Annotated in this window: 20 protein-coding genes; 12 read left to right on the forward strand and 8 right to left on the reverse strand. The window is 53.5% G+C overall.

Features of this window, described 5'->3' with window-relative positions; genetic code table 11:
- Window positions 1-310: 310 nt before the first annotated feature.
- From GH665_RS03480 to GH665_RS03495, 4 genes are all read left to right on the forward strand, one after another.
- Window positions 311-973: a hypothetical protein gene (locus GH665_RS03480; protein ID WP_167530897.1), complete on the forward strand. Its 663-nt coding sequence runs from the start codon at window positions 311-313 to the stop codon at window positions 971-973.
- A 284-nt stretch (window positions 974-1,257) separates the two neighbouring features.
- Window positions 1,258-2,271: a YaaC family protein gene (locus GH665_RS03485; protein ID WP_217361857.1), complete on the forward strand. Its 1,014-nt coding sequence runs from the start codon at window positions 1,258-1,260 to the stop codon at window positions 2,269-2,271.
- A 15-nt stretch (window positions 2,272-2,286) separates the two neighbouring features.
- On the forward strand, window positions 2,287-2,838 hold the full coding sequence (locus GH665_RS03490; RefSeq protein WP_153134678.1) for a TIR domain-containing protein: 552 nt from the start codon (window positions 2,287-2,289) through the stop codon (window positions 2,836-2,838).
- A gap of 403 nt (window positions 2,839-3,241) precedes the next feature.
- Complete coding sequence (locus GH665_RS03495; protein ID WP_153134679.1) at window positions 3,242-4,192, forward strand: PD-(D/E)XK nuclease family protein; 951 nt, start codon at window positions 3,242-3,244, stop codon at window positions 4,190-4,192.
- A gap of 94 nt (window positions 4,193-4,286) precedes the next feature.
- On the opposite strand, the gene GH665_RS03500 is transcribed toward GH665_RS03495, so the two are convergent.
- On the reverse strand, window positions 4,287-4,991 hold the full coding sequence (locus tag GH665_RS03500) for a hypothetical protein (protein ID WP_153134680.1): 705 nt from the start codon (window positions 4,989-4,991) through the stop codon (window positions 4,287-4,289).
- Between the two features lie 227 nt (window positions 4,992-5,218).
- Between GH665_RS03500 and GH665_RS03505 the strand changes: the two genes are divergently transcribed.
- Both GH665_RS03505 and GH665_RS03510 read left to right on the forward strand, forming a co-directional pair.
- Window positions 5,219-5,443, forward strand: coding sequence for a hypothetical protein (locus tag GH665_RS03505; protein WP_153134681.1), 225 nt, complete (start codon window positions 5,219-5,221; stop codon window positions 5,441-5,443).
- Window positions 5,443-5,715 carry a hypothetical protein gene (locus tag GH665_RS03510; protein WP_343038666.1) on the forward strand — a complete coding sequence of 91 codons (273 nt, stop codon included), beginning with the start codon at window positions 5,443-5,445 and terminating at the stop codon, window positions 5,713-5,715. Before GH665_RS03505 ends, GH665_RS03510 begins: the two co-directional genes overlap by 1 nt.
- A 34-nt stretch (window positions 5,716-5,749) precedes the next feature.
- On the opposite strand, the gene GH665_RS03515 is transcribed toward GH665_RS03510, so the two are convergent.
- Complete coding sequence (locus GH665_RS03515; protein ID WP_153134683.1) at window positions 5,750-6,148, reverse strand: helix-turn-helix domain-containing protein; 399 nt, start codon at window positions 6,146-6,148, stop codon at window positions 5,750-5,752.
- A gap of 244 nt (window positions 6,149-6,392) precedes the next feature.
- Here GH665_RS03515 and GH665_RS03520 point away from each other — a divergent pair, with 244 nt between their 5' ends.
- The 5 genes from GH665_RS03520 (at window position 6,393) to GH665_RS03535 (ending at window position 8,576) form a co-directional block, all read left to right on the forward strand.
- On the forward strand, window positions 6,393-6,872 hold the full coding sequence (locus tag GH665_RS03520; protein WP_153134684.1) for a hypothetical protein: 480 nt from the start codon (window positions 6,393-6,395) through the stop codon (window positions 6,870-6,872).
- Window positions 6,873-6,900: 28 nt separating this feature from the next.
- Entirely contained in the window at window positions 6,901-7,425 is a 525-nt protein-coding gene (locus tag GH665_RS03525; protein WP_153134685.1) for a hypothetical protein, read from the forward strand.
- Window positions 7,426-7,475: 50 nt separating this feature from the next.
- The gene (locus GH665_RS03530; RefSeq protein ID WP_153134686.1) at window positions 7,476-7,856 is read left to right on the forward strand and encodes a hypothetical protein; all 381 of its coding nucleotides are present in this window, start codon (window positions 7,476-7,478) and stop codon (window positions 7,854-7,856) included.
- A gap of 66 nt (window positions 7,857-7,922) precedes the next feature.
- Window positions 7,923-8,198: a zinc ribbon domain-containing protein gene (locus GH665_RS38630; RefSeq protein WP_167530898.1), complete on the forward strand. Its 276-nt coding sequence runs from the start codon at window positions 7,923-7,925 to the stop codon at window positions 8,196-8,198.
- Between the two features lie 39 nt (window positions 8,199-8,237).
- On the forward strand, window positions 8,238-8,576 hold the full coding sequence (locus GH665_RS03535; RefSeq protein ID WP_153134687.1) for a hypothetical protein: 339 nt from the start codon (window positions 8,238-8,240) through the stop codon (window positions 8,574-8,576).
- A 127-nt stretch (window positions 8,577-8,703) separates the two neighbouring features.
- Here the strand turns inward: GH665_RS03535 and GH665_RS03540 are convergent, their stop codons facing one another.
- The 5 genes from GH665_RS03540 to GH665_RS03560 form a co-directional block, all read right to left on the reverse strand.
- Window positions 8,704-9,852: a tyrosine-type recombinase/integrase gene (locus GH665_RS03540; protein ID WP_153134688.1), complete on the reverse strand. Its 1,149-nt coding sequence runs from the start codon at window positions 9,850-9,852 to the stop codon at window positions 8,704-8,706.
- Window positions 9,853-10,196: 344 nt separating this feature from the next.
- Complete coding sequence (locus tag GH665_RS03545; RefSeq protein WP_153134689.1) at window positions 10,197-10,637, reverse strand: hypothetical protein; 441 nt, start codon at window positions 10,635-10,637, stop codon at window positions 10,197-10,199.
- 453 nt (window positions 10,638-11,090) lie between these two features.
- Window positions 11,091-12,605 carry a plasmid replication protein, CyRepA1 family gene (locus tag GH665_RS03550; RefSeq protein ID WP_153134690.1) on the reverse strand — a complete coding sequence of 505 codons (1,515 nt, stop codon included), beginning with the start codon at window positions 12,603-12,605 and terminating at the stop codon, window positions 11,091-11,093.
- Window positions 12,606-12,668: 63 nt separating this feature from the next.
- Complete coding sequence (locus tag GH665_RS03555; protein ID WP_246216131.1) at window positions 12,669-14,246, reverse strand: signal recognition particle; 1,578 nt, start codon at window positions 14,244-14,246, stop codon at window positions 12,669-12,671.
- 135 nt (window positions 14,247-14,381) lie between these two features.
- Window positions 14,382-14,861: a hypothetical protein gene (locus tag GH665_RS03560; RefSeq protein WP_153134691.1), complete on the reverse strand. Its 480-nt coding sequence runs from the start codon at window positions 14,859-14,861 to the stop codon at window positions 14,382-14,384.
- A gap of 315 nt (window positions 14,862-15,176) precedes the next feature.
- Between GH665_RS03560 and GH665_RS03565 the strand changes: the two genes are divergently transcribed.
- Window positions 15,177-15,332 carry a hypothetical protein gene (locus GH665_RS03565; protein WP_153134692.1) on the forward strand — a complete coding sequence of 52 codons (156 nt, stop codon included), beginning with the start codon at window positions 15,177-15,179 and terminating at the stop codon, window positions 15,330-15,332.
- 168 nt (window positions 15,333-15,500) lie between these two features.
- Here the strand turns inward: GH665_RS03565 and GH665_RS03570 are convergent, their stop codons facing one another.
- Window positions 15,501-16,532 (reverse strand): hypothetical protein, encoded by a 1,032-nt coding sequence (locus tag GH665_RS03570; RefSeq protein ID WP_153134693.1) that lies wholly within the window; start codon window positions 16,530-16,532, stop codon window positions 15,501-15,503.
- Window positions 16,533-16,764: the final 232 nt, after the last annotated feature.

Here is a 16,764-nt window from a genome sequence, read left to right on the forward strand (position 1 = left end):
TCGGCCATGAAAGGCAGCTCGCCCCCTTTCCTATGGACTGACATACGCGGACTCCTTGCACGTGCCGGACGTTCGGCAAATGCGCGCGCATCTTATGTCATCGACGTCCCACAGCTTCGAGCCGAGTAACACTCTTCTTGCCGGAATCTTTTTCACTGGCCTGAAATTGATCAATCGTTGCTGACTGAATAGCTGTCGTTATAGGCCTCAAGTTAATCGAATTGGTGCCGATACTTCTTTTTTGGGGGCGCTATCGATTGCGGCGTTCCGTACCAATACCGCCGGTTTTTTCAAGTAAGTGAGAGCACGGATGTTTGACTTGTCCCAAGAAATGGCAGACAGCGTCTTTGGTCTGTCGAACATAGCGCTTACGATTGGCGCCGCACTCGTGCTGGTCGGTACGGCCGGAGCGTTTTGGAGTGGCGGCATTCGAGACAGATACTCCGACGAACGAATAACCAGCAATGAAGCAAAAACAGCGCAAGCTGTCGCGCAGGCTGCACAGGCAAACCAACGAGCAGAAGAAGAAAGGCTCGCACGTGTCAAGATAGAAGAGCGATTGGCACCGCGATCGTTAACGGGTGCTCAAGAGACCAACCTTCAAAACCAACTAAGCAAATTCGCAGGCACATCGCTAGACATTCTAATTTACGGCGGCGGAAGCGAGGACGCGCTTCCGTTTGCCGGCATGATTGCGACAACCCTGAACGCAGCGGGTTGGAAGGTACGTGTCTGGAACACCATTTCTCCTGGGAGATGGTATCGCGGTGTAGGGTTGAGCACGAGTAGTGGGAGTGATCAAAGCGCTGAAAATGCCGCCAACGAATTGGTGGGTTCGCTGGCCAGGGAGGGGATTGGCGTCGGTCGGCTTGACCAGTTTGTGACCGGCGAGTTGCCCGACAACGTAAATGGTCCCCCGTGGGACGCTAACAACGTCGCACCGATTCGAATGGTGATCGGCAGCAAGCCGTGACAAGCAAAGACATCTGTCCGGGCGGCGACAAACGTCCGCTTCGCTTTACAAAGGGCCATCAAGGTTCCGCCGCGCGCAGAGCCGGCTCCGGGTCGGCAGCAGTCGGCCAGAAGCCGTCGTCCACGATTGACTGCTTTCGAGTAGGCTCTGCCCCGATATGGAGCCCCTGATTGCCGAGGTTATCCGACCTGCCTTCGCCTACCCGGCCTTGAGCAAAGAAAGAGTCGTCAACTCACATTGACGCAAAGGTATAGATGCCCACATTGCGAATAAACGACCGAGACGTGAAGCCCCACAAGGCCACAGTTAGTCCGAATCTGGGTGCCCGCACGGTCCTGACCAACAGTCACTGGGAGTACGTATCCCTTTGGCTCCGTCGTGCCAAAAAGCCCAATGCGTTGTTCTATTGGGAGCAAGCGCATTCATTCTTTACGGCATCACAGGGAATGCCAGTCGAGTCTGCCCCGCTGTTGCTCTACTACACGTTTATGAACGCCACGAAGGCATTGCTTTCTGCCAAAGGCGTCGTTTTCGATGAGCACCATGGTGTTCGCGCGCACAACATGAGAGGACCGTCCAGCAAGATCGCTCTGTCAAACGAAGGAGTAAGAATCATGCAAAGGGGTATTGCGCCTGCACTGTCGCAGTACCTAGGTGAATTGGAAGCATCGCAGCACCACAGTTTGGAGGAGATCTTTTTTAACTTGCCGTGCATCCATCGAACCTTCTGCCTGAGCTATGCGAACCAGCGCGATCTGTTCGTTCCGCTGACGGACTGTGAGATTAAGTTTGATGCGTCAACTGGCGCTGCCTACTTCTCGGCACTCCTGTCGAAGGACTTCACCGGGGCGGCCCACATGCGTCGCCTTCCGCCCTCGCTCATTGCCGATCCAACAGTGAACGATGCAAGAACGATCAGGTCTGTTGCGACGGCGATAGTTACTGGGAGAGATGCCAGCTCGGCAGCGGATAAAACCGCCGTCGCAGGACTGTTGCGCGGACTTCGGCCCGACATCAATTACCTTGCCGGCGCCCAGACGCTTTGGTATGCGAAATGTGTCATCCATGGCCCGTCTAGACTGAAACGTTCGCCACTCACACTGACGCTACTCGCGATGCACAGGCTCAGCGAGATTTGCCGCTATCGGCCAATCGAACTGGCCTCTTTTCTAAATGGCCAAAAGAACTGGCTGTTGACGGAGTTTGTCCGGATGTCGCCAGCTCAGTTTCTTGACGAACTGGTAGCGGAACTGACTGGTCAACAGTTCATGTTTCCCAATGTGCGCCCCTCAAACTAAAGTGCACCTATCAAAATGAAAATCTATCTGGCATGCGGGCTGACGCACGTACCTCGCTCCGAGTTTCCTGCCTACGTGAACCTTTTGCAGAGCCTGGCGGTGCGCTTGACTGACATGCATGATATCGAGGTCAAGTACGCCCTTCACGACAGTGATCCGCAACTTGGGCAGAAACCGTTCGTTGATCGAGCCCGACTCTGCTACGCGTGGGATAAGGAAATGGTCGAGTGGGCGGACTTAGTTGTTGCCGAAGCAAGCTTTCCGTCCACAGGACTCGGCATCGAACTGCAAATTGCTTGTGCTCGCAACACTCCAATCATCGTCGCCTTTAAGCTGGACGAGAGGCACAAGGCCCCGCCCGTCGAGTATCGAACTCCGGATCACGACCTCCATAGCCTTCAACTCGGAGAGGGCTACGTTTCACTTATGGCTCTGGGCTTGCCAACGATCGCTAAAGTGCTGTCGTACAGAGATGATGCCGATGCTCTTTCAAAGGTCGGCGCAGCTGTCGACGCGCACCGCTCAAGTTCAAGCCTACTGGCGTCAGCCCCGGCGGGTTCTCAATGAACATTTCATTGCACGCGGGATAACTTCTGACTCTTCTGGATGCGAGAGGCTGTACGTCCGTTTTCAGGCGTCGAAACGTGGTCTGTCGACCGACAGCAACGGGGCGGACTTGGACGATTGACTCGCCGAAGCGCATAGCGTTCGTCATGTTGTGCCGATCATGCGGTTGACGGGATAGTCATCGCATGAACGACATCAATTCTCAGGGCGATCTCCCGCCCTTAACCGCCGATCAGATTCGCGATCTGGCCGCTGCCCTTCGCGACGTTTTCGGACGCAACCTTTCTCGGGCATAGTTTGCCGACAAGATGCTGGTCTTTCTTGAGGATGTGCCGGGATATGAATCTGGTGCCGTAAACGCATCTATACTCGTGGCTCAATGTGAATCGGTGAGCATAAGTGCATGAACATCTTCCAGTCGTTATCGCAAGGCTACGGTCGCTTGACCGAGACGAATCTCAGTGCGTTTCTTCGCTTTCTGCTAAGTCCACATGAGGCCCACGGATTCTCGGACCTAGTGCTGCGTCAGTTTCTCAAGGCTGTAGCTTCTGCGAGTGGAGAAGCGAGCCGCTTTGACGACGCGCTGCGTAGCGGAGTCCTCGAAGCGCGCATCGCCTTGGAGGTGATTTATCCGGGCGAGCAAGGTCAGCGGATCGATTTGGAGATTGAGATCTTCAATCGAACTGGCGAGCAGCAACGCAAGCTGCATCACATTGTCGTAGAAAACAAGATAAAGGCCTCGTCCGCTCAAGTCGACCAGCTTGTTCGGCAGTTTGAATGCATCTCTCAAGCAATGTCAGAAGAGGAGCCTGCGCCGATCACGATGGTTTTTTTAACACCCCCGGGGGACGACAGGCGCCTGCAGCAGCAATTTGCCAGTCTTTCGATAGATCAGTCATCGCCTCATCGCAAGGCATGGCTGCGCTGGCACGACTCACACGAGACGCAAGATACGATCGTTTCCTTGCTTCGAAGAGTACTTGTCATCGAGGCCCTTGCTCAGATCGAGCCAATCACGGACTACATGAGGCACACGCTGAAGGCGTTTGCCATGTTCCTCGAACGCAACGTGGAAATGTCGCGACAGAAGCGAATGGAGAGGGCAGAACCCGGTTCAATCGTGGGACAGGCGAATGTAACTCTCGACGAACGCGTTTACACGATTACGCGAACGGCGGATGGCGTTGTTCAGGTGTTCGACGACGCGGACGAAGAGGTGCGTGCCTATCCAGTGCTTCGACAGGTTAACGCGACGTACGGATTGGGCTTGGCTCTCACGGGTTCGACGGGGAGAAAGGTCAACACTCAACTATTCGGTCGCAGGGTGATCGAACGTCTTGCACATCGCGAATAAAAGCTTCAGCGGAATCGATTTATATAGCAGCAGATATATTGACTCCGACCCGCGCCTTGGTCGCGTGCCCCCGAGCAGGATTTGCCTGATCGCTTCAGGCGAGCGAGTCGTCGCAATCGCAATTTTCTACAGCAAATGTTTTCCAGCCGGAGTACCTGTCAATAAGCACAGGATGTGCTTCGGCCATAGTTTGTGCGTGCAATTCGAGGAGCCCACCGTGAATCGTTACACCAGCATCCTCAAAGACGCGCGCGAGGCGCTCGGTCAAAGCCGCATTTTCGCCCCCAGACTTTTTATAAATGCCAGCCCAGACAAGCAACAGGTTGTCGGCAAGCCCATAAGTTCTGATTGCTCCGTGAACGCCGAGGTATCGTTCGTTGCTAACCTCGATGTGAGAAGCAATGTCGGTATTAGCGGAAACCTCATTCAAATCTTGAGCGACGCCCAATAACGTATCTAAGTCTTTTTCAGCTCCATCACGCAATGCGTCACCAAGCTGTCCGCTTAGCGTCGCACGAGGATGAAATTTCAACTCAACTACTGCGATCACGTTTCTTGTGTCGCAAATCACCATGTCCGGCATGCGCCGCCACGTGCGGCCTTTTGCGTAGATAGTCGGTTCAATAAAAATACGGCGGCGGTCGCCCATCCCGTCGGTTTTGAACTGTTCGGTTAATCGATGGTACAAACATGCCTGAAGGGCACGCTCACCGTTGACAACGCCGTTGGCATAGTCGAACTGAACACACTCGGCCCAAACTTTTTCCAACTGTCTTTTTAGAACGGTTCTTCTTTTCATTTTTCCCTTCACGGTGCATCGGCGAGTAAACGCAATGCAGGCAAAAAACTCCAAACTAGCACTTTAGATACTCCGAGAGCCCCATGTTTGTCGGACATCACGACGCTGCCCCTCTCAAGGCGAGGGGACAAGCGTCAGAAAAGGGACGAACACAGACGAATGGGCCGCCGACGAACATAGCTTTCGTTATGTTGCCGAAAGCGCGGCATCGCCCGGATAGTCTTTGCATGAACAATACCCAGTGCCACGGCGATTTCCCGCCGCTTACTACCAGCCAGATTCGCGACCTGGCCGCTGCCCTTCGCGACATTTTCGGAAGCAAACTTCCCCATAAGCAGTTTAACGACAGGCTGCTGATGTTTCTTGAGGATGTGCCGGGATATGAATCTGGTGAGGCGTCGTCAGCGCTGATCGAGTCGGCATGGGCCGCGTATGGCGAGGCCGGAGAATGATGCAGCCACTATTTCATATCGGCGAGGTTGTTGCGACGCGTGGTGTCTTCGCGCATCTTGAACATCACCGCATCGCGGCCTTTTCATATCTCAGGCGTCACGCCTGCGGAGACTGGGGAATGGTGCCGCCCGAGGATGCAGCGGCGAACCGGCTTGCGGTCGAGCATGGTGCACGCATCCTGTCGAGCTACGACATTGCGGGCAAACGCGTTTGGATCATCACCGAAGCAGATCGCGGCATGACGACACTGCTGTTTCCGGACGAATATTGATCGACACGGATGGCATCGGGCCAAGCCAGGCGTGCTATTTGCGTCGAGGGCTCTTGCTCGAATGCCGCGACCTGAGCATATCAGTGAACTGCTGCACAAAATTTACGACGAGCGCGCGTTCGTCCGCATCCAATCCGGTCAGGGCGTTGGCCACATTAGCCAGTTGATCGTCAGGCCGCTTCGACCCACGCTGCAGTAGTTGATCTACCGAGCATTCCAAGGCGTCGCTTAGTTGTTGGAGGCGGAGTAGCGTTGGGACCCGGGTTCCTCGTTCCCAGCGGCTGACTGCTTCCTGTTCAAGGTCGATCATTTCTGCGAGCTGCGCTTGAGTCAAACCCTTTGCGCGTCGTAGCTCGGCAATGGATTCGCCCACACGGACCGCGAGTTGTGCGTCCTGAGTGTCGTTGGCGCGCTGATTTGAGCGAATTGGCATAGGACAGAATGGTGGTCTCTATACCAAACTTGATGAACACCCTATATGGAATGTATATTCCGTATGGGATGCATTTCGCGCTTTGACACCAGATACTTGCACTCGGCGGTACGGTTCGGCGGACTCGGCGTGCCGCGCTAGGTCCATCAAGAGGACCAGAGCAATCAAAAGCAGCAACGAACTCAAAAACACGAATATTCACCGGCTTAATGCCGTTGACGGAAGAACGATCGGGGCCAAACAGATGACCAAGCTGAGTATCAGTCTTACGGGGGCAGGGCGAATCGCCACCGCAACGGTTGCAGCAATTACGTTGACGGCAGGTTCCTGCCAAGCCGACGAGCTAGGCCCGAGCTGCAAGCAGTTTCTTCAACTGAAGATGCTGTGTCTTAGCGCCAAAGCAAACACGATTGAATCGAACGGGAATGCGCAGAAAGCTCATGAAGTTCGACGCAGCATTCCGTTCGAAATGCATCAGGCAATTTACTACCTCGCGAAGAACAAGGAGTTCACGGATTCTTATCGCATGGAGCTGCGGTGTTCGGAGGATGCCTGGTATATCAAGAATGCAGACAGTCCAAAAAACTACCGTCCGCAGAAAAGCGTGCAGCTATGCAGCGTAACAACGAGTTGGCCGGAAAATTACAAAATCACGCCGGATAGCGATTCGAAGGTCGAGGCACGCATTCGACAGATGGAAGCCGAGATCGGCATTTCAAAATAACAGACCAACGCATCTTGTCGGGGTTGTGATGAATAAAGCGGTAATGGCGTTCTATAAGCTCGGCTTGGGAATCCTCGTAATGACGAGTGCCTGCGTAAGTTCGGCAAAGACTCCAATTGACCAGACACTCGATTTTCTGGTCGGGCCGAACATGGGCGGGTCAAGAAGTTTCAAGTGTAGGGAGGTGATCAATGAGAAGGTCACCGATGAGCATGCCTATTATAAGTTTAATGACGATGGATCTTACTCAAGGTTGAGTTCACATCCAGACCCACGAACTGGATTTCTACAGCCCCTCAACGTGAGGGGAATATTCAGGGTAAAGATTGCGAATGGGTTGTTGATCGTTTCCTTCACAGACGAGTTTGTGGGTGAGGTGTATTTGAATGATCACAAACCTTACGACGCCGTCTTGATCGGAACCGACAACAACGACACGATGGCGATGATGATGGATCGGCCCGTGCCGGAGAGGCCTGACATCCGGGAGCGTCTGCGTCTTGTGTGCATCGGAGATAAACCGTCAGGTAATGGACCGCAGAGAAGCTATTAAGCGCTGAAAGGCGAGTGCAGAGTGGCGGAATGGCAATGGGGGCATCACGAATGAAGCAAATCATATTTTCTGTTGTCGTTGCGGGTTTTTGCGTCGTCACTTTGGCCAATGCAGCCACGACGATCCCTACGTCGTTTCAGGGCAACTGGGCAGCTAACTGCAAGCAGGCAAGGAACCCGCAAGACACGGAGGCCGCCATGTCGGTCGTGCGTATTGATACGACCAGCGTTTCTTACGGCGAAGTGCAATGCACGTTGATCAAGACATCGACTAACGATGCGACCCACATTGGTGGGACCTTTGATTGCCTCGGGGATGGCGTTGGCGGAAAAGAGGCGTTGAGCCTACGGCTGGAAGGCGGGAAGCTGCGGCTGATCGACAGGGCCGGGAATATCTGGCAGAGCACTGACGAACTCTCTCGCTGCATGTGATGCTTTGCGTCCGAATTGCGCGCGGGGAAGCTGACCAAAAAAAGTTGAATCGAGGACCACGTTCACATGCTGACTGATTGCCCACACTGCTATAAGAAAATGCACGATGAGGCAGATTTCTGCCCTCATTGCAGAGAGCATGTCCCGAACGCCTCCGAAATTTCGAGCAGTAGCATTGAAGTGGAGGGCATTCTCAAATATCTAATAATCTCGGCAGCGATTTTCTTTGGCTTGGGTATGGCGCTAGACTATCTGTCATGGTGGGGTGACTGGGAGTTTGTCCCGTCCGCGCTGGTAGCACTGGTATTGGGTGGTGTGGTTACGGCGAAGCTTCCCGATTGACCCAAGCGACTGTTGATTTCGCAACACGGAAGTCTTGTGATGGAATTCGGACAGGTTTTCAGAGACAAAGAACATCCGAAGATCACTGAACGGATCGGCGTGATGTCCATCGATTCGCTCACGCGGCAATGGGAGCCGGTTGGTGAAGAGAACGGCTATCTGATAGCTCGGTCGAAGGACGGAAAAGCAGCATTGCTTGGCCGGATGGGCAAACGCGACGACGGCAAGTTCTGCATCGAAATTACCATCCGCGCGACCATCGAGAACAACCGCCTCTCAGCTCCTGAATTCTGGCACGTCGTTCCGGCCCAAAAGCATCATCTCTACGGCATGATGCAGCGCCTCTTCTGGATGGATCAGCTGGATGGCGATCAATGAAGTCGCAGGGATCTTGAGGGGTGCTCCCGAGATTCGCTGCGTCGCGAATCCCGGGTTTGTACGCCTTCAATAAGGCATGGAAAGTGACCTATTTCTCAGCCGGTTGAACCAGCCAAGGTCCCCGAGTTTATGCAGGATCCAGCAGCAGCGAGTCGATGACTTTTACGGCCTTGCGACTCGCGTCGTTCGGGCTCAAATGAGCGTAACGCTGCGTCATTTTTGGATCGCTGTGGCCTAGCAACACGGACACTTCATACAGGCTGACGCCGGCCTTAACCAGCTTACTCGCGAACGTATGTCGGAACGTGTGAAGCGTAACGCGTCCGCCGCGCTCCTTGACCGCTGCTGGGGCATTCAGCCCTGCACGTTCGATCGCCTTCTTGATCGACTTCGTGCTGTAGCCGCGCTCGTTGCCCGTGCGATCTTCAAACACGTACCGCTGACCCGGTCTGCGTTCTTCCCACCGGCGACGAAGGATCGCTTCGAGCCGGGAGGTCATGTACAGCACATCCTCATTTCTTACCTTGCTCCGGTACAGGTTGATTGTGCAGGCATCAAGGCTGATCGCCGACCACGGAATGTTTGCGACCTCGGAGTAGCGACACCCCGTATCCAGCAGAAAAACCGTGATGTCGTAATTGTCCTGCACATTCCGCGTCATCTCAGGTGTTCGCGTCTCTAACGGCTTTAAACCGTTTCTAAGCCGCTCCGGCTCGAGTTCGAGCAATAACGCCGACTCTTCGATGGAATCCAGATATCGAAGCCTATAAGAAGTCTTAAGCGCGGGAAACACGATTTCACGATTCACTTTGAAGCCGAGCTTCGTCATTTCGTTGATGGTTGCACGCAGCAGGCCAATCTCGTGTTTGATCGTTGCAGGTTTGTCGCCTTCGGCCTTGCGTTTCGCAACGAGGACTTCGAAATCGCGTGTTGTCAGTTCGTGCAGCAGCGTGTCGGGCGAAAATCCATAGCAGGGAAGCTTCGCCTTCGTCTTCGAATGAAGTTTGTACCCCATCGCTTTACGGATACCCGACCACATGCCGCTGTAGTAGGCGGTGCCCTTGCGGGACTCAACGTATTGCTCCAGCGCATCCTTGACTGTGATTTCGGGCGAGTCGCCGAGGTATCGTTCGCTGTGTGCGCGATTGCGGAATTCACGTTCCACCTGTGCGGCCTTCGTCTTGTTCGGCGTGCCGGTCGAACCGAAGAACTTCTTTCCCTGAATCTGGAACTGGTAATACCAGTTTTTGCTGTTGTTTCGACGGATTAGCGTCATGGTGTTGCTCCTTACAGAATGTAATTGATGAGCAACACCGTCCGGGCTGACTCGGAGTATGACAACAGCTTTCGCCCATGCCAGTCGCAAAATATTACGGTGGCGCGGAGATTGTGCGGGTCAGGTGAGGTATCTTACGGTTGATGTCCAATGGCCAATGGAGGACAAATATAGGTGCGCCGTTCAGCAAGAGGTTTGAAGCGTTGGCAGCGCTCGGGGAGCGACCGATGCGCCTTTTCCCTTCAATATATGCGGGGCCGGGATGTGCCGAGAGCTTCGAGCCAATCGGCACGAATGGCGGTACATTCCGTTTTCGATTGGGGAACAGAATAACGAAAGGTAAGTTAGAGAATAACGTCTGTCTGATGGAAGTCGAAGCCTGCGGCATCATCGGAGTTGTCGCACTGGCAGCAGATTCCATAATTTCTAAGTGAACCGTGGTAGACAGGGACCCCACATTCCCTGCAAGGGATTTCCTGAGCCGATAGCGACCAGTAGTCGATGTCGCATTCTTTGCAATAAAATCCGAGCGAGGATGCGTATTCAATATACGGCCGGCAGAGAATGTGCTGATTCTGATGCATGGGGCACACAAGAGGGATTTCTTTACTATAAAAGTAGCCCATTTCGTATTTGGTCCCAATCACATCCGAGAAAAGCATCTCTTCGGGGAAATAGGCTGTGCCTGACATGTTGATCGGTGCGTACAGTTCTCGATCTATGCAGGCAAAGAGCCGACGATTGATTGGAGCGCGTTCCTTGGATGTATGCGTATTGTTAGCCATCGTGGATTTCCTAAAAAATTCAACGGCATCACACAGGAATGTGGCGGACACCGTCGATCATTACGTTAAAAGGACGTATCTGACCGAGGGGACCCCACCGCACTTGAATAACAAGTTGGCATCACAACGGGCGTGATTGCCAGGTCAGTCGCACTACCGCTGACCGCACGTAGAATGGAGTAGAGCACAGATTGAGTTAGTGCTCTCGAGTGTTCGTTTCCTCGTTGAGGAAAGAATATTAAGGATTGTTGATCATATAATCAAGAAAAAAGTGAAGCTATAGTAAACGCATGACTACATAGGATTCGAGCGGATAGAGGCGAAAAACTACGAATCCGACAAGTGACCGTATATCTGGTTTTTGAGGTTGAAAAGATGCGCACTCGTCGGATGGCGTTGTTTGGACTGCACGGGACAATGATCCCGTGCAGTCCAGTCGCTACTTTTACCCCATCATTCCTCAAAAGCGGGTTCGGTCAGATAGACCTTTTCTCCATCCGGGTTAAGTACGTACGGCGTTCCAATATATGAGTGAACAGGTGGGCGATTCCGCGTCTTGAGCCGATACTTCGCGAAGCCCATCGTCCGTTCAAGGAGAGTCGGGTCGAGGCGGTAGAAGTTGGTACGCTTGCCGCCAGCATCGCTCTTGCCGTCCGTCACGGTGTCGAGGCCGACCAGATCGAGGAAGTCTTTGAGCTGAGCAAGCGGTTTGTCCTCGACGTCCCTGCGCAAAGCCATGTCGAACAGGTGTGCGATTTGAGCCCTGTAGTTCAGGGAGCAATCAACGAAGCTCCGCATGTTGTCCTTATGCAGCCGGTGAGAGGTATCGAACACCCGTTTCCCGTCGTAGATGCCTGATGCCATCAGTACCTCCTTCAAGGTCGATTGACGCTTGGCCGCCATGTCCTTATCAAGTGCGTGGACCTTCGTGTTCCCGTACGTCCGGACGAGCGCGACCGTTTCGGGTTCCAGCAATTCGCACATGGCGGTGACCTGGGCGCGATAGCGTCCGCGGTTGTCAATCAATACGAGTTCTGGCGTGATGTCCTGACCATAAAATTTCTCGATTGCATAACGGTCGCGGCGCAGTTGTTCGTCGGAAGTCAACATCATCGCGTCGTTCAGTGCCTTATATTCCTCCTCGGTGAGCGGTTCTGCATTGCAGACCTCCGCAGCATGCATTTCTTCGAGCCGCTTCCGCGCTTCCACCGCTTGCATGCCGACATTTGAACCTGATTCACCGGATGAGCCGCGACCGGGTTTCGGTGGAGCAACATGCTTGATCTCCCAGCCGTTACGTTCTTTGAGCTTGATGAAATTGCCGCGCAGATCGTTCTTCGATGCGTTTTGCATCGAGACCGCATGGGCGTAGACGTGCAAAAGGGGATCATCGTCATCGATAACAGGCATCCCGTGAGCACCGTATCCCCGGATGGCCGCTGGCAGTTTATCGAGATCAACGATTACCCGCTTGATGGCGGACGGTTCAGTTTCATATTGCAGGCTTGATTCGGCTACCCACGCTTTAACCTGCTTTGGATGCCGCACGCGGCAGAGTTGCTGGTCCATATCGAAATGCGTGTTGATTTTGTCGGAGAAGAAACCCCATACGCAATCGATCCATTGCTCTTTATCATCAAATGTGATGTCGATACCCGTGCCGAGGGAAGGCGATGCCACCAAGACGTCGTAGTCGCGGATGTGATCGATGATATTGTTGATGAAGTGCTTGATTTCAGGGTCTTGTGAATTGGCCGATGTGATGCACATAACACGCAATCCGGTGCCCACGCGAATCATCTCCGCAAAGTTTTCTGCATCCGACTTTGAGTTGCATGTGACGTAATGCTTGCCGCCTACGCGCATCGTGTCCAGCATATCCTTCGTAAGGTGATTCTTGGATTGATAGAGGTCCATAGAACGCCCTGATGCGGTGTAGTCGTTCACGTAAAAAAAGTAGGTGTCCATATTAAATGAAGTATTTCCGTATATTGTGTTAGGCGCGTGTTCGCGCCCATGCATGAAAAGTGGCTAGTCCTGAATCTCGGGCTCGGCTTCTTTCCGCAGGTGGCCTTTCATACCTACTCCGTCCCGGCAGCACTTAATCGCCTCGAAAGACAGCCGGCCGAGATCAGCGTCGCACACAATGACGGTCGTTGCCTCACGTACGTAAAAGCTCAGCGTGTGAAATACCGACTCACGTTTGCCGTCCAACGTCGAGGACAAAAAGTGCGAGAAAAGCTGTTCCGACTCGTCAATGATGACGTGATCGAACGAGTGAACGCCCGGTTTCAGCCGCCTGCGCAAGCTGTCGAGGCAAACGGCATAGGCCAGGTACCGATCGCCTCCGATTTCCCGGTCATACTTGTCCAGATAGCAGAACATACCGAGACGGTTTGCGCTGGCAGACGCAAGCGCGATCCGGTGAGAAACAAGCAGAACCGATTCGCCGGTATCAATACAATGCTGGACGAACGGCTGCAGGAGTTTGGTTTTCCCACTGCCTTTCGGGCTTTTGATGAAGTTCACGCCGGGACGGAAGGGAATCAGCGTGGGCGAAAGGTACCGAGCATTCAGTTCCTTGACGACGACATTATGTGTTGCATCCGACAGTTCGCCTGCAATGAGTGCCCGGTTGAATTGCTCGAAGTCATGCTCCTTCAGGTCGCCGCGCCGCATGGTTTCCGGCCAGAATGTTTGCTGGCATGTGCTGCAATGGATACCCCGAATACCCTGAGCTGACATCGTAACGAAAGCGCTCGGATTGCGGTCGGAGTGGTGCGGGCAGTGCACAGGAGTTCCAGTCGCGAGAGCTGAGAGGGGGGCTTGCTTCCCACCACGAGTTTGCAGCAAATGGTCATCGTTGACGTGCAAGGACGAACGGACGTAGTTGTTTGCGTTGTGGTTGCCGCCGTCCTTCCCGTCATCGCCGCCTTGGGTAGCTCCGAGCTTCTTGAGGTATTCGATTTGCCCGATGGTCAAAGTCTTGTCGATGATATGGGGCTCGCATCCTTCATGGCCGTAGTACACGCGACACGGATCGACGCATGACTCATCCGCGCCGAACGTGCGGACGAGGCCACGAACGACTTTCCGCATTTCGTCGGCGTCGATGATGGTGTATGGCGTGCGAAACATGAGCCGCAGACGCTGATGCTCGGGAGTGGAACTATAGGTCTCGTAGATCATGAGCCCGTGTTCTCCCACGAGATCGTGCGCCAACAGCGCTTCGAATGTCCAGCCCTCGTCCAGATCGACACCGAGGACATCGGTGCAGACGAAGTTCGATGCCTTCCGGCGTGTGAGATGTTGTGCGCACCAACTAAAACCCTGAGCAATAGTGGACGCGATTTCGCCGAGCGTCAGTGTGACGTTCTCGAATTCTGTCGCGAGAAATTTGAAATCGTCCGTGCCGGGGCGCGCTTTATTTTTGACCAGACGGTTGATGGCGATTTTCATCGCGCTGGATGTCATGGTAAGTTCGGGTGGAAAAAGAGGTTCGATCACATCATGCTCGAACGTTCCATAATTTTCGTCACCTGTACCTATTGAATTGGGCAAAGACATGTCGTTGGAGATGCTAAGGGGAGCCGCGATTCCTTCTTCCATGAATTCAGAAAATCTATTAGTGGAATATTTTTTCATAATTTAGTAGTGCATATTTAATAACGAGATCGGGCTTGTACCTAGAAACTATTTTCCGAGTCGGGGTAGAGCGCTAACTAGCGATCGACGAAGTCGATTTCAATAACCCAGTTGCCTGCGGATGTCCTCGTAGTACTCGCCAATATTTGAGAATGCCGGAGAAGGAGATGGAGCCAGCGTCAGAAAATAGTAGATGTGCTTACACAGCGGGCAAAGAATGCCCTCGGCGAGACCGCCTTCGCGGCCAACTGTATAACCTACGCGCTGACGTGCGCCCCTGTGGGGCTTTGGACACAATACGACGACTCCCGCAGGCAGCGCCCGGAGCGCGCGCGCGTCACCAAGGCGATTTCCATCCGGCGTTGCGGGGAAGACAGGAGTCCGCGGATCGAGCGTAAAAGAGGCGCTGTAACCGGCGGGAATTTCCGGCAACTTGTTTTTGCTGCGCTTGGGGTGCGATGTCCGCTCGAAATAAACAGCATCCGAGGCAAAGATGTAATCGGGGAATTCGGGGGACGTAGGCAGATAGACCGAATCTTCCCGTTGTTGGGCGGTCGTAGTAGAAGTACGTTGATGCATCGTGATCTCCTGTAAAAGCAAAAGTTAAAAAATAACTTGCTATACAGGACGATCAGAGTTTGGTTCTGGCCTGTATAGTGGTCTTGAACCAAACTTTTATAAGGACTCGATAGAACGAGTTCTTGTAAAAGCCTAGTCCAAGGTTATACAGGCCAAGCAATCGATCGAAATCGACGATCGTAGTGGTTGCGACTACGATCCAACCACCCGGCTCGATTCTTTCAGGTAGTTGTACTTCGCCCCAATCTCCGCTTTCGCGAAATCTGAGCTTGCTTCCTTGATTGAGTCTGCTGCCTCAACGAGACGAATCTTTCCATGAGTCAGGGGCAGGTGTCAAATCACGGCCGGGGCGAACCGGAAATTCGACGCGCCGAAACAACAACAAAAGTTGTTCGTGTTCTTCTTTCTATCGCTTGGCTCTTGGCTCTTGGCGACAAGCGACAACTGTTGAGATTGTTTTTTGAAGATTGAAAAAGAGCGGACTTGTCGGATCGAACCGCGAGTTGGCCCCACGGCAGAATCTTAATAAGCTGGTGATCTTGCTCACAAATTCTCGTTAAATCAGTGGGTTATGAGGCGGAGGAGAAAGGTGACGTGGAAACTGTCGCTGTTGTGGGCCAGAGTCCACGCTGTCGGTTATTACTGCGCTTGACTCGTCACGTCGTGACGTACTCGTCTCAGCTTGTGAGGCTGAACTTCGGCGCGAGAGTCTGCTTGTTTTGTCGTAGGACTCGGTTGATCTGACGATGAGACAGCTGGCGGACCTCCTCTGAGCGCTGCTGTCCATCCGGAGGCGAAAGTCTGAATTTGGGCGGGGGTGGTTTGCGTTAGCTGTGCCAATCCGAGTATTCCGATGAATACGCCGAGCACTGTTAGACGTTTTTGCACCTTTGCTTCAAAAGCAGACTCAGTTGCCGTTCTCTCTATCCGGATAATTTCTGCGATTCGCCCAAGCTGATCAACGAGTTCGTGACGAAGCGAAGCGAGAAGCAAGCGGTCGTGGATAGCTTTATACAGTGGGCCGACTTCCGTTGTGAAGACTCGGGCGGGTGCATCAAAGTAGTAGCTCGCGATGAAGCGCGAGATTTCCGAATGCATTGCTTCAGTGCGCTTGACCTTCGAGTCGTCACGGCAGCATTCGGCGAGGTCGTGGATTGCCTGCTCTAGGACTCGGTGGTAGGCGAGCCCAAGCATATATGCTGTTAAGGCTCGTCCAGCGCGCTCGCCGCCGGGTTCTGTAGAAAGTATCGCCATGCCTTTTGCATCGACGGTCGCTCTTACGCGTGCGACGGGCAGGTAGTCATTTTCAGTCAACGTGGCTGAGCTTCGGAAGAACGTCGAAATTTCACTGATCGTCGTTACGGTCGAATTGTTTGACCAAACGAAACGGCCGATCTCTTCAGGAACTGCACCTCGTTCCACAAGCTGAGTTGCTCGACCCCACGCTTGTCCGACGGCACCGGTGGTTAGACTGTCAGTCGGACAGAAACAGAATACGACTGAACGGTCTGATCCGGAGAAGAAGCGAAATAAGAGCGGATCATTTGCGGTTTGGCGGCCGCTGGTCATGGTCGAACTGTGGACGGGCTGGAGAAGGTACTTCCCCTCTAGAGGCGCTGTCAGTTGCAGCGATTTCAGGGGTTGATCGATACGGTAGATGATTCCTTGCACTTCAATCTCCGGCTGGGATGCCGTGGAGGCAAGCCCGGTTGGCTTTATTTGTCCGCGTGTTTACGGCAGCCGTTTAAAAAACTGAAGTGGAAGAAGGCTTGATCTATTGTCGGCATGTCATCTGCCCGACTTACGAGCCAGCAACGAGTCGGTCCCACGGCATACTCTCATTAAGCTAACGGCCTAGCAAAAAAATACTTTATAAATCAAGTGGATAGGGGTGATGTGGACG

This window comes from Paraburkholderia agricolaris, assembly GCF_009455635.1.
In the GTDB taxonomy this organism is placed as follows: domain Bacteria; phylum Pseudomonadota; class Gammaproteobacteria; order Burkholderiales; family Burkholderiaceae; genus Paraburkholderia; species Paraburkholderia agricolaris.

Bases quoted from the DNA above. Each gene is read 5' to 3' on its own strand.
- GH665_RS03480 (WP_167530897.1), top strand. From the start codon at position 311: ATGTTTGACTTGTCCCAAGAAATGGCAGACAGCGTCTTTGGTCTGTCG.
- GH665_RS03490 (WP_153134678.1), top strand. From the start codon at position 2,287: ATGAAAATCTATCTGGCATGCGGGCTGACGCACGTACCTCGCTCCGAG.
- GH665_RS03495 (WP_153134679.1), top strand. From the start codon at position 3,242: ATGAACATCTTCCAGTCGTTATCGCAAGGCTACGGTCGCTTGACCGAG.
- GH665_RS03500 (WP_153134680.1), bottom strand. From the start codon at position 4,991: ATGAAAAGAAGAACCGTTCTAAAAAGACAGTTGGAAAAAGTTTGGGCC.
- GH665_RS03505 (WP_153134681.1), top strand. From the start codon at position 5,219: ATGAACAATACCCAGTGCCACGGCGATTTCCCGCCGCTTACTACCAGC.
- GH665_RS03510 (WP_343038666.1), top strand. From the start codon at position 5,443: ATGCAGCCACTATTTCATATCGGCGAGGTTGTTGCGACGCGTGGTGTC.
- GH665_RS03515 (WP_153134683.1), bottom strand. From the start codon at position 6,148: ATGCCAATTCGCTCAAATCAGCGCGCCAACGACACTCAGGACGCACAA.
- GH665_RS03520 (WP_153134684.1), top strand. From the start codon at position 6,393: ATGACCAAGCTGAGTATCAGTCTTACGGGGGCAGGGCGAATCGCCACC.
- GH665_RS03525 (WP_153134685.1), top strand. From the start codon at position 6,901: ATGAATAAAGCGGTAATGGCGTTCTATAAGCTCGGCTTGGGAATCCTC.
- GH665_RS03530 (WP_153134686.1), top strand. From the start codon at position 7,476: ATGAAGCAAATCATATTTTCTGTTGTCGTTGCGGGTTTTTGCGTCGTC.
- GH665_RS38630 (WP_167530898.1), top strand. From the start codon at position 7,923: ATGCTGACTGATTGCCCACACTGCTATAAGAAAATGCACGATGAGGCA.
- GH665_RS03535 (WP_153134687.1), top strand. From the start codon at position 8,238: ATGGAATTCGGACAGGTTTTCAGAGACAAAGAACATCCGAAGATCACT.
- GH665_RS03540 (WP_153134688.1), bottom strand. From the start codon at position 9,852: ATGACGCTAATCCGTCGAAACAACAGCAAAAACTGGTATTACCAGTTC.
- GH665_RS03545 (WP_153134689.1), bottom strand. From the start codon at position 10,637: ATGGCTAACAATACGCATACATCCAAGGAACGCGCTCCAATCAATCGT.
- GH665_RS03550 (WP_153134690.1), bottom strand. From the start codon at position 12,605: ATGGACACCTACTTTTTTTACGTGAACGACTACACCGCATCAGGGCGT.
- GH665_RS03555 (WP_246216131.1), bottom strand. From the start codon at position 14,246: ATGGAAGAAGGAATCGCGGCTCCCCTTAGCATCTCCAACGACATGTCT.
- GH665_RS03560 (WP_153134691.1), bottom strand. From the start codon at position 14,861: ATGCATCAACGTACTTCTACTACGACCGCCCAACAACGGGAAGATTCG.
- GH665_RS03565 (WP_153134692.1), top strand. From the start codon at position 15,177: ATGAGTCAGGGGCAGGTGTCAAATCACGGCCGGGGCGAACCGGAAATT.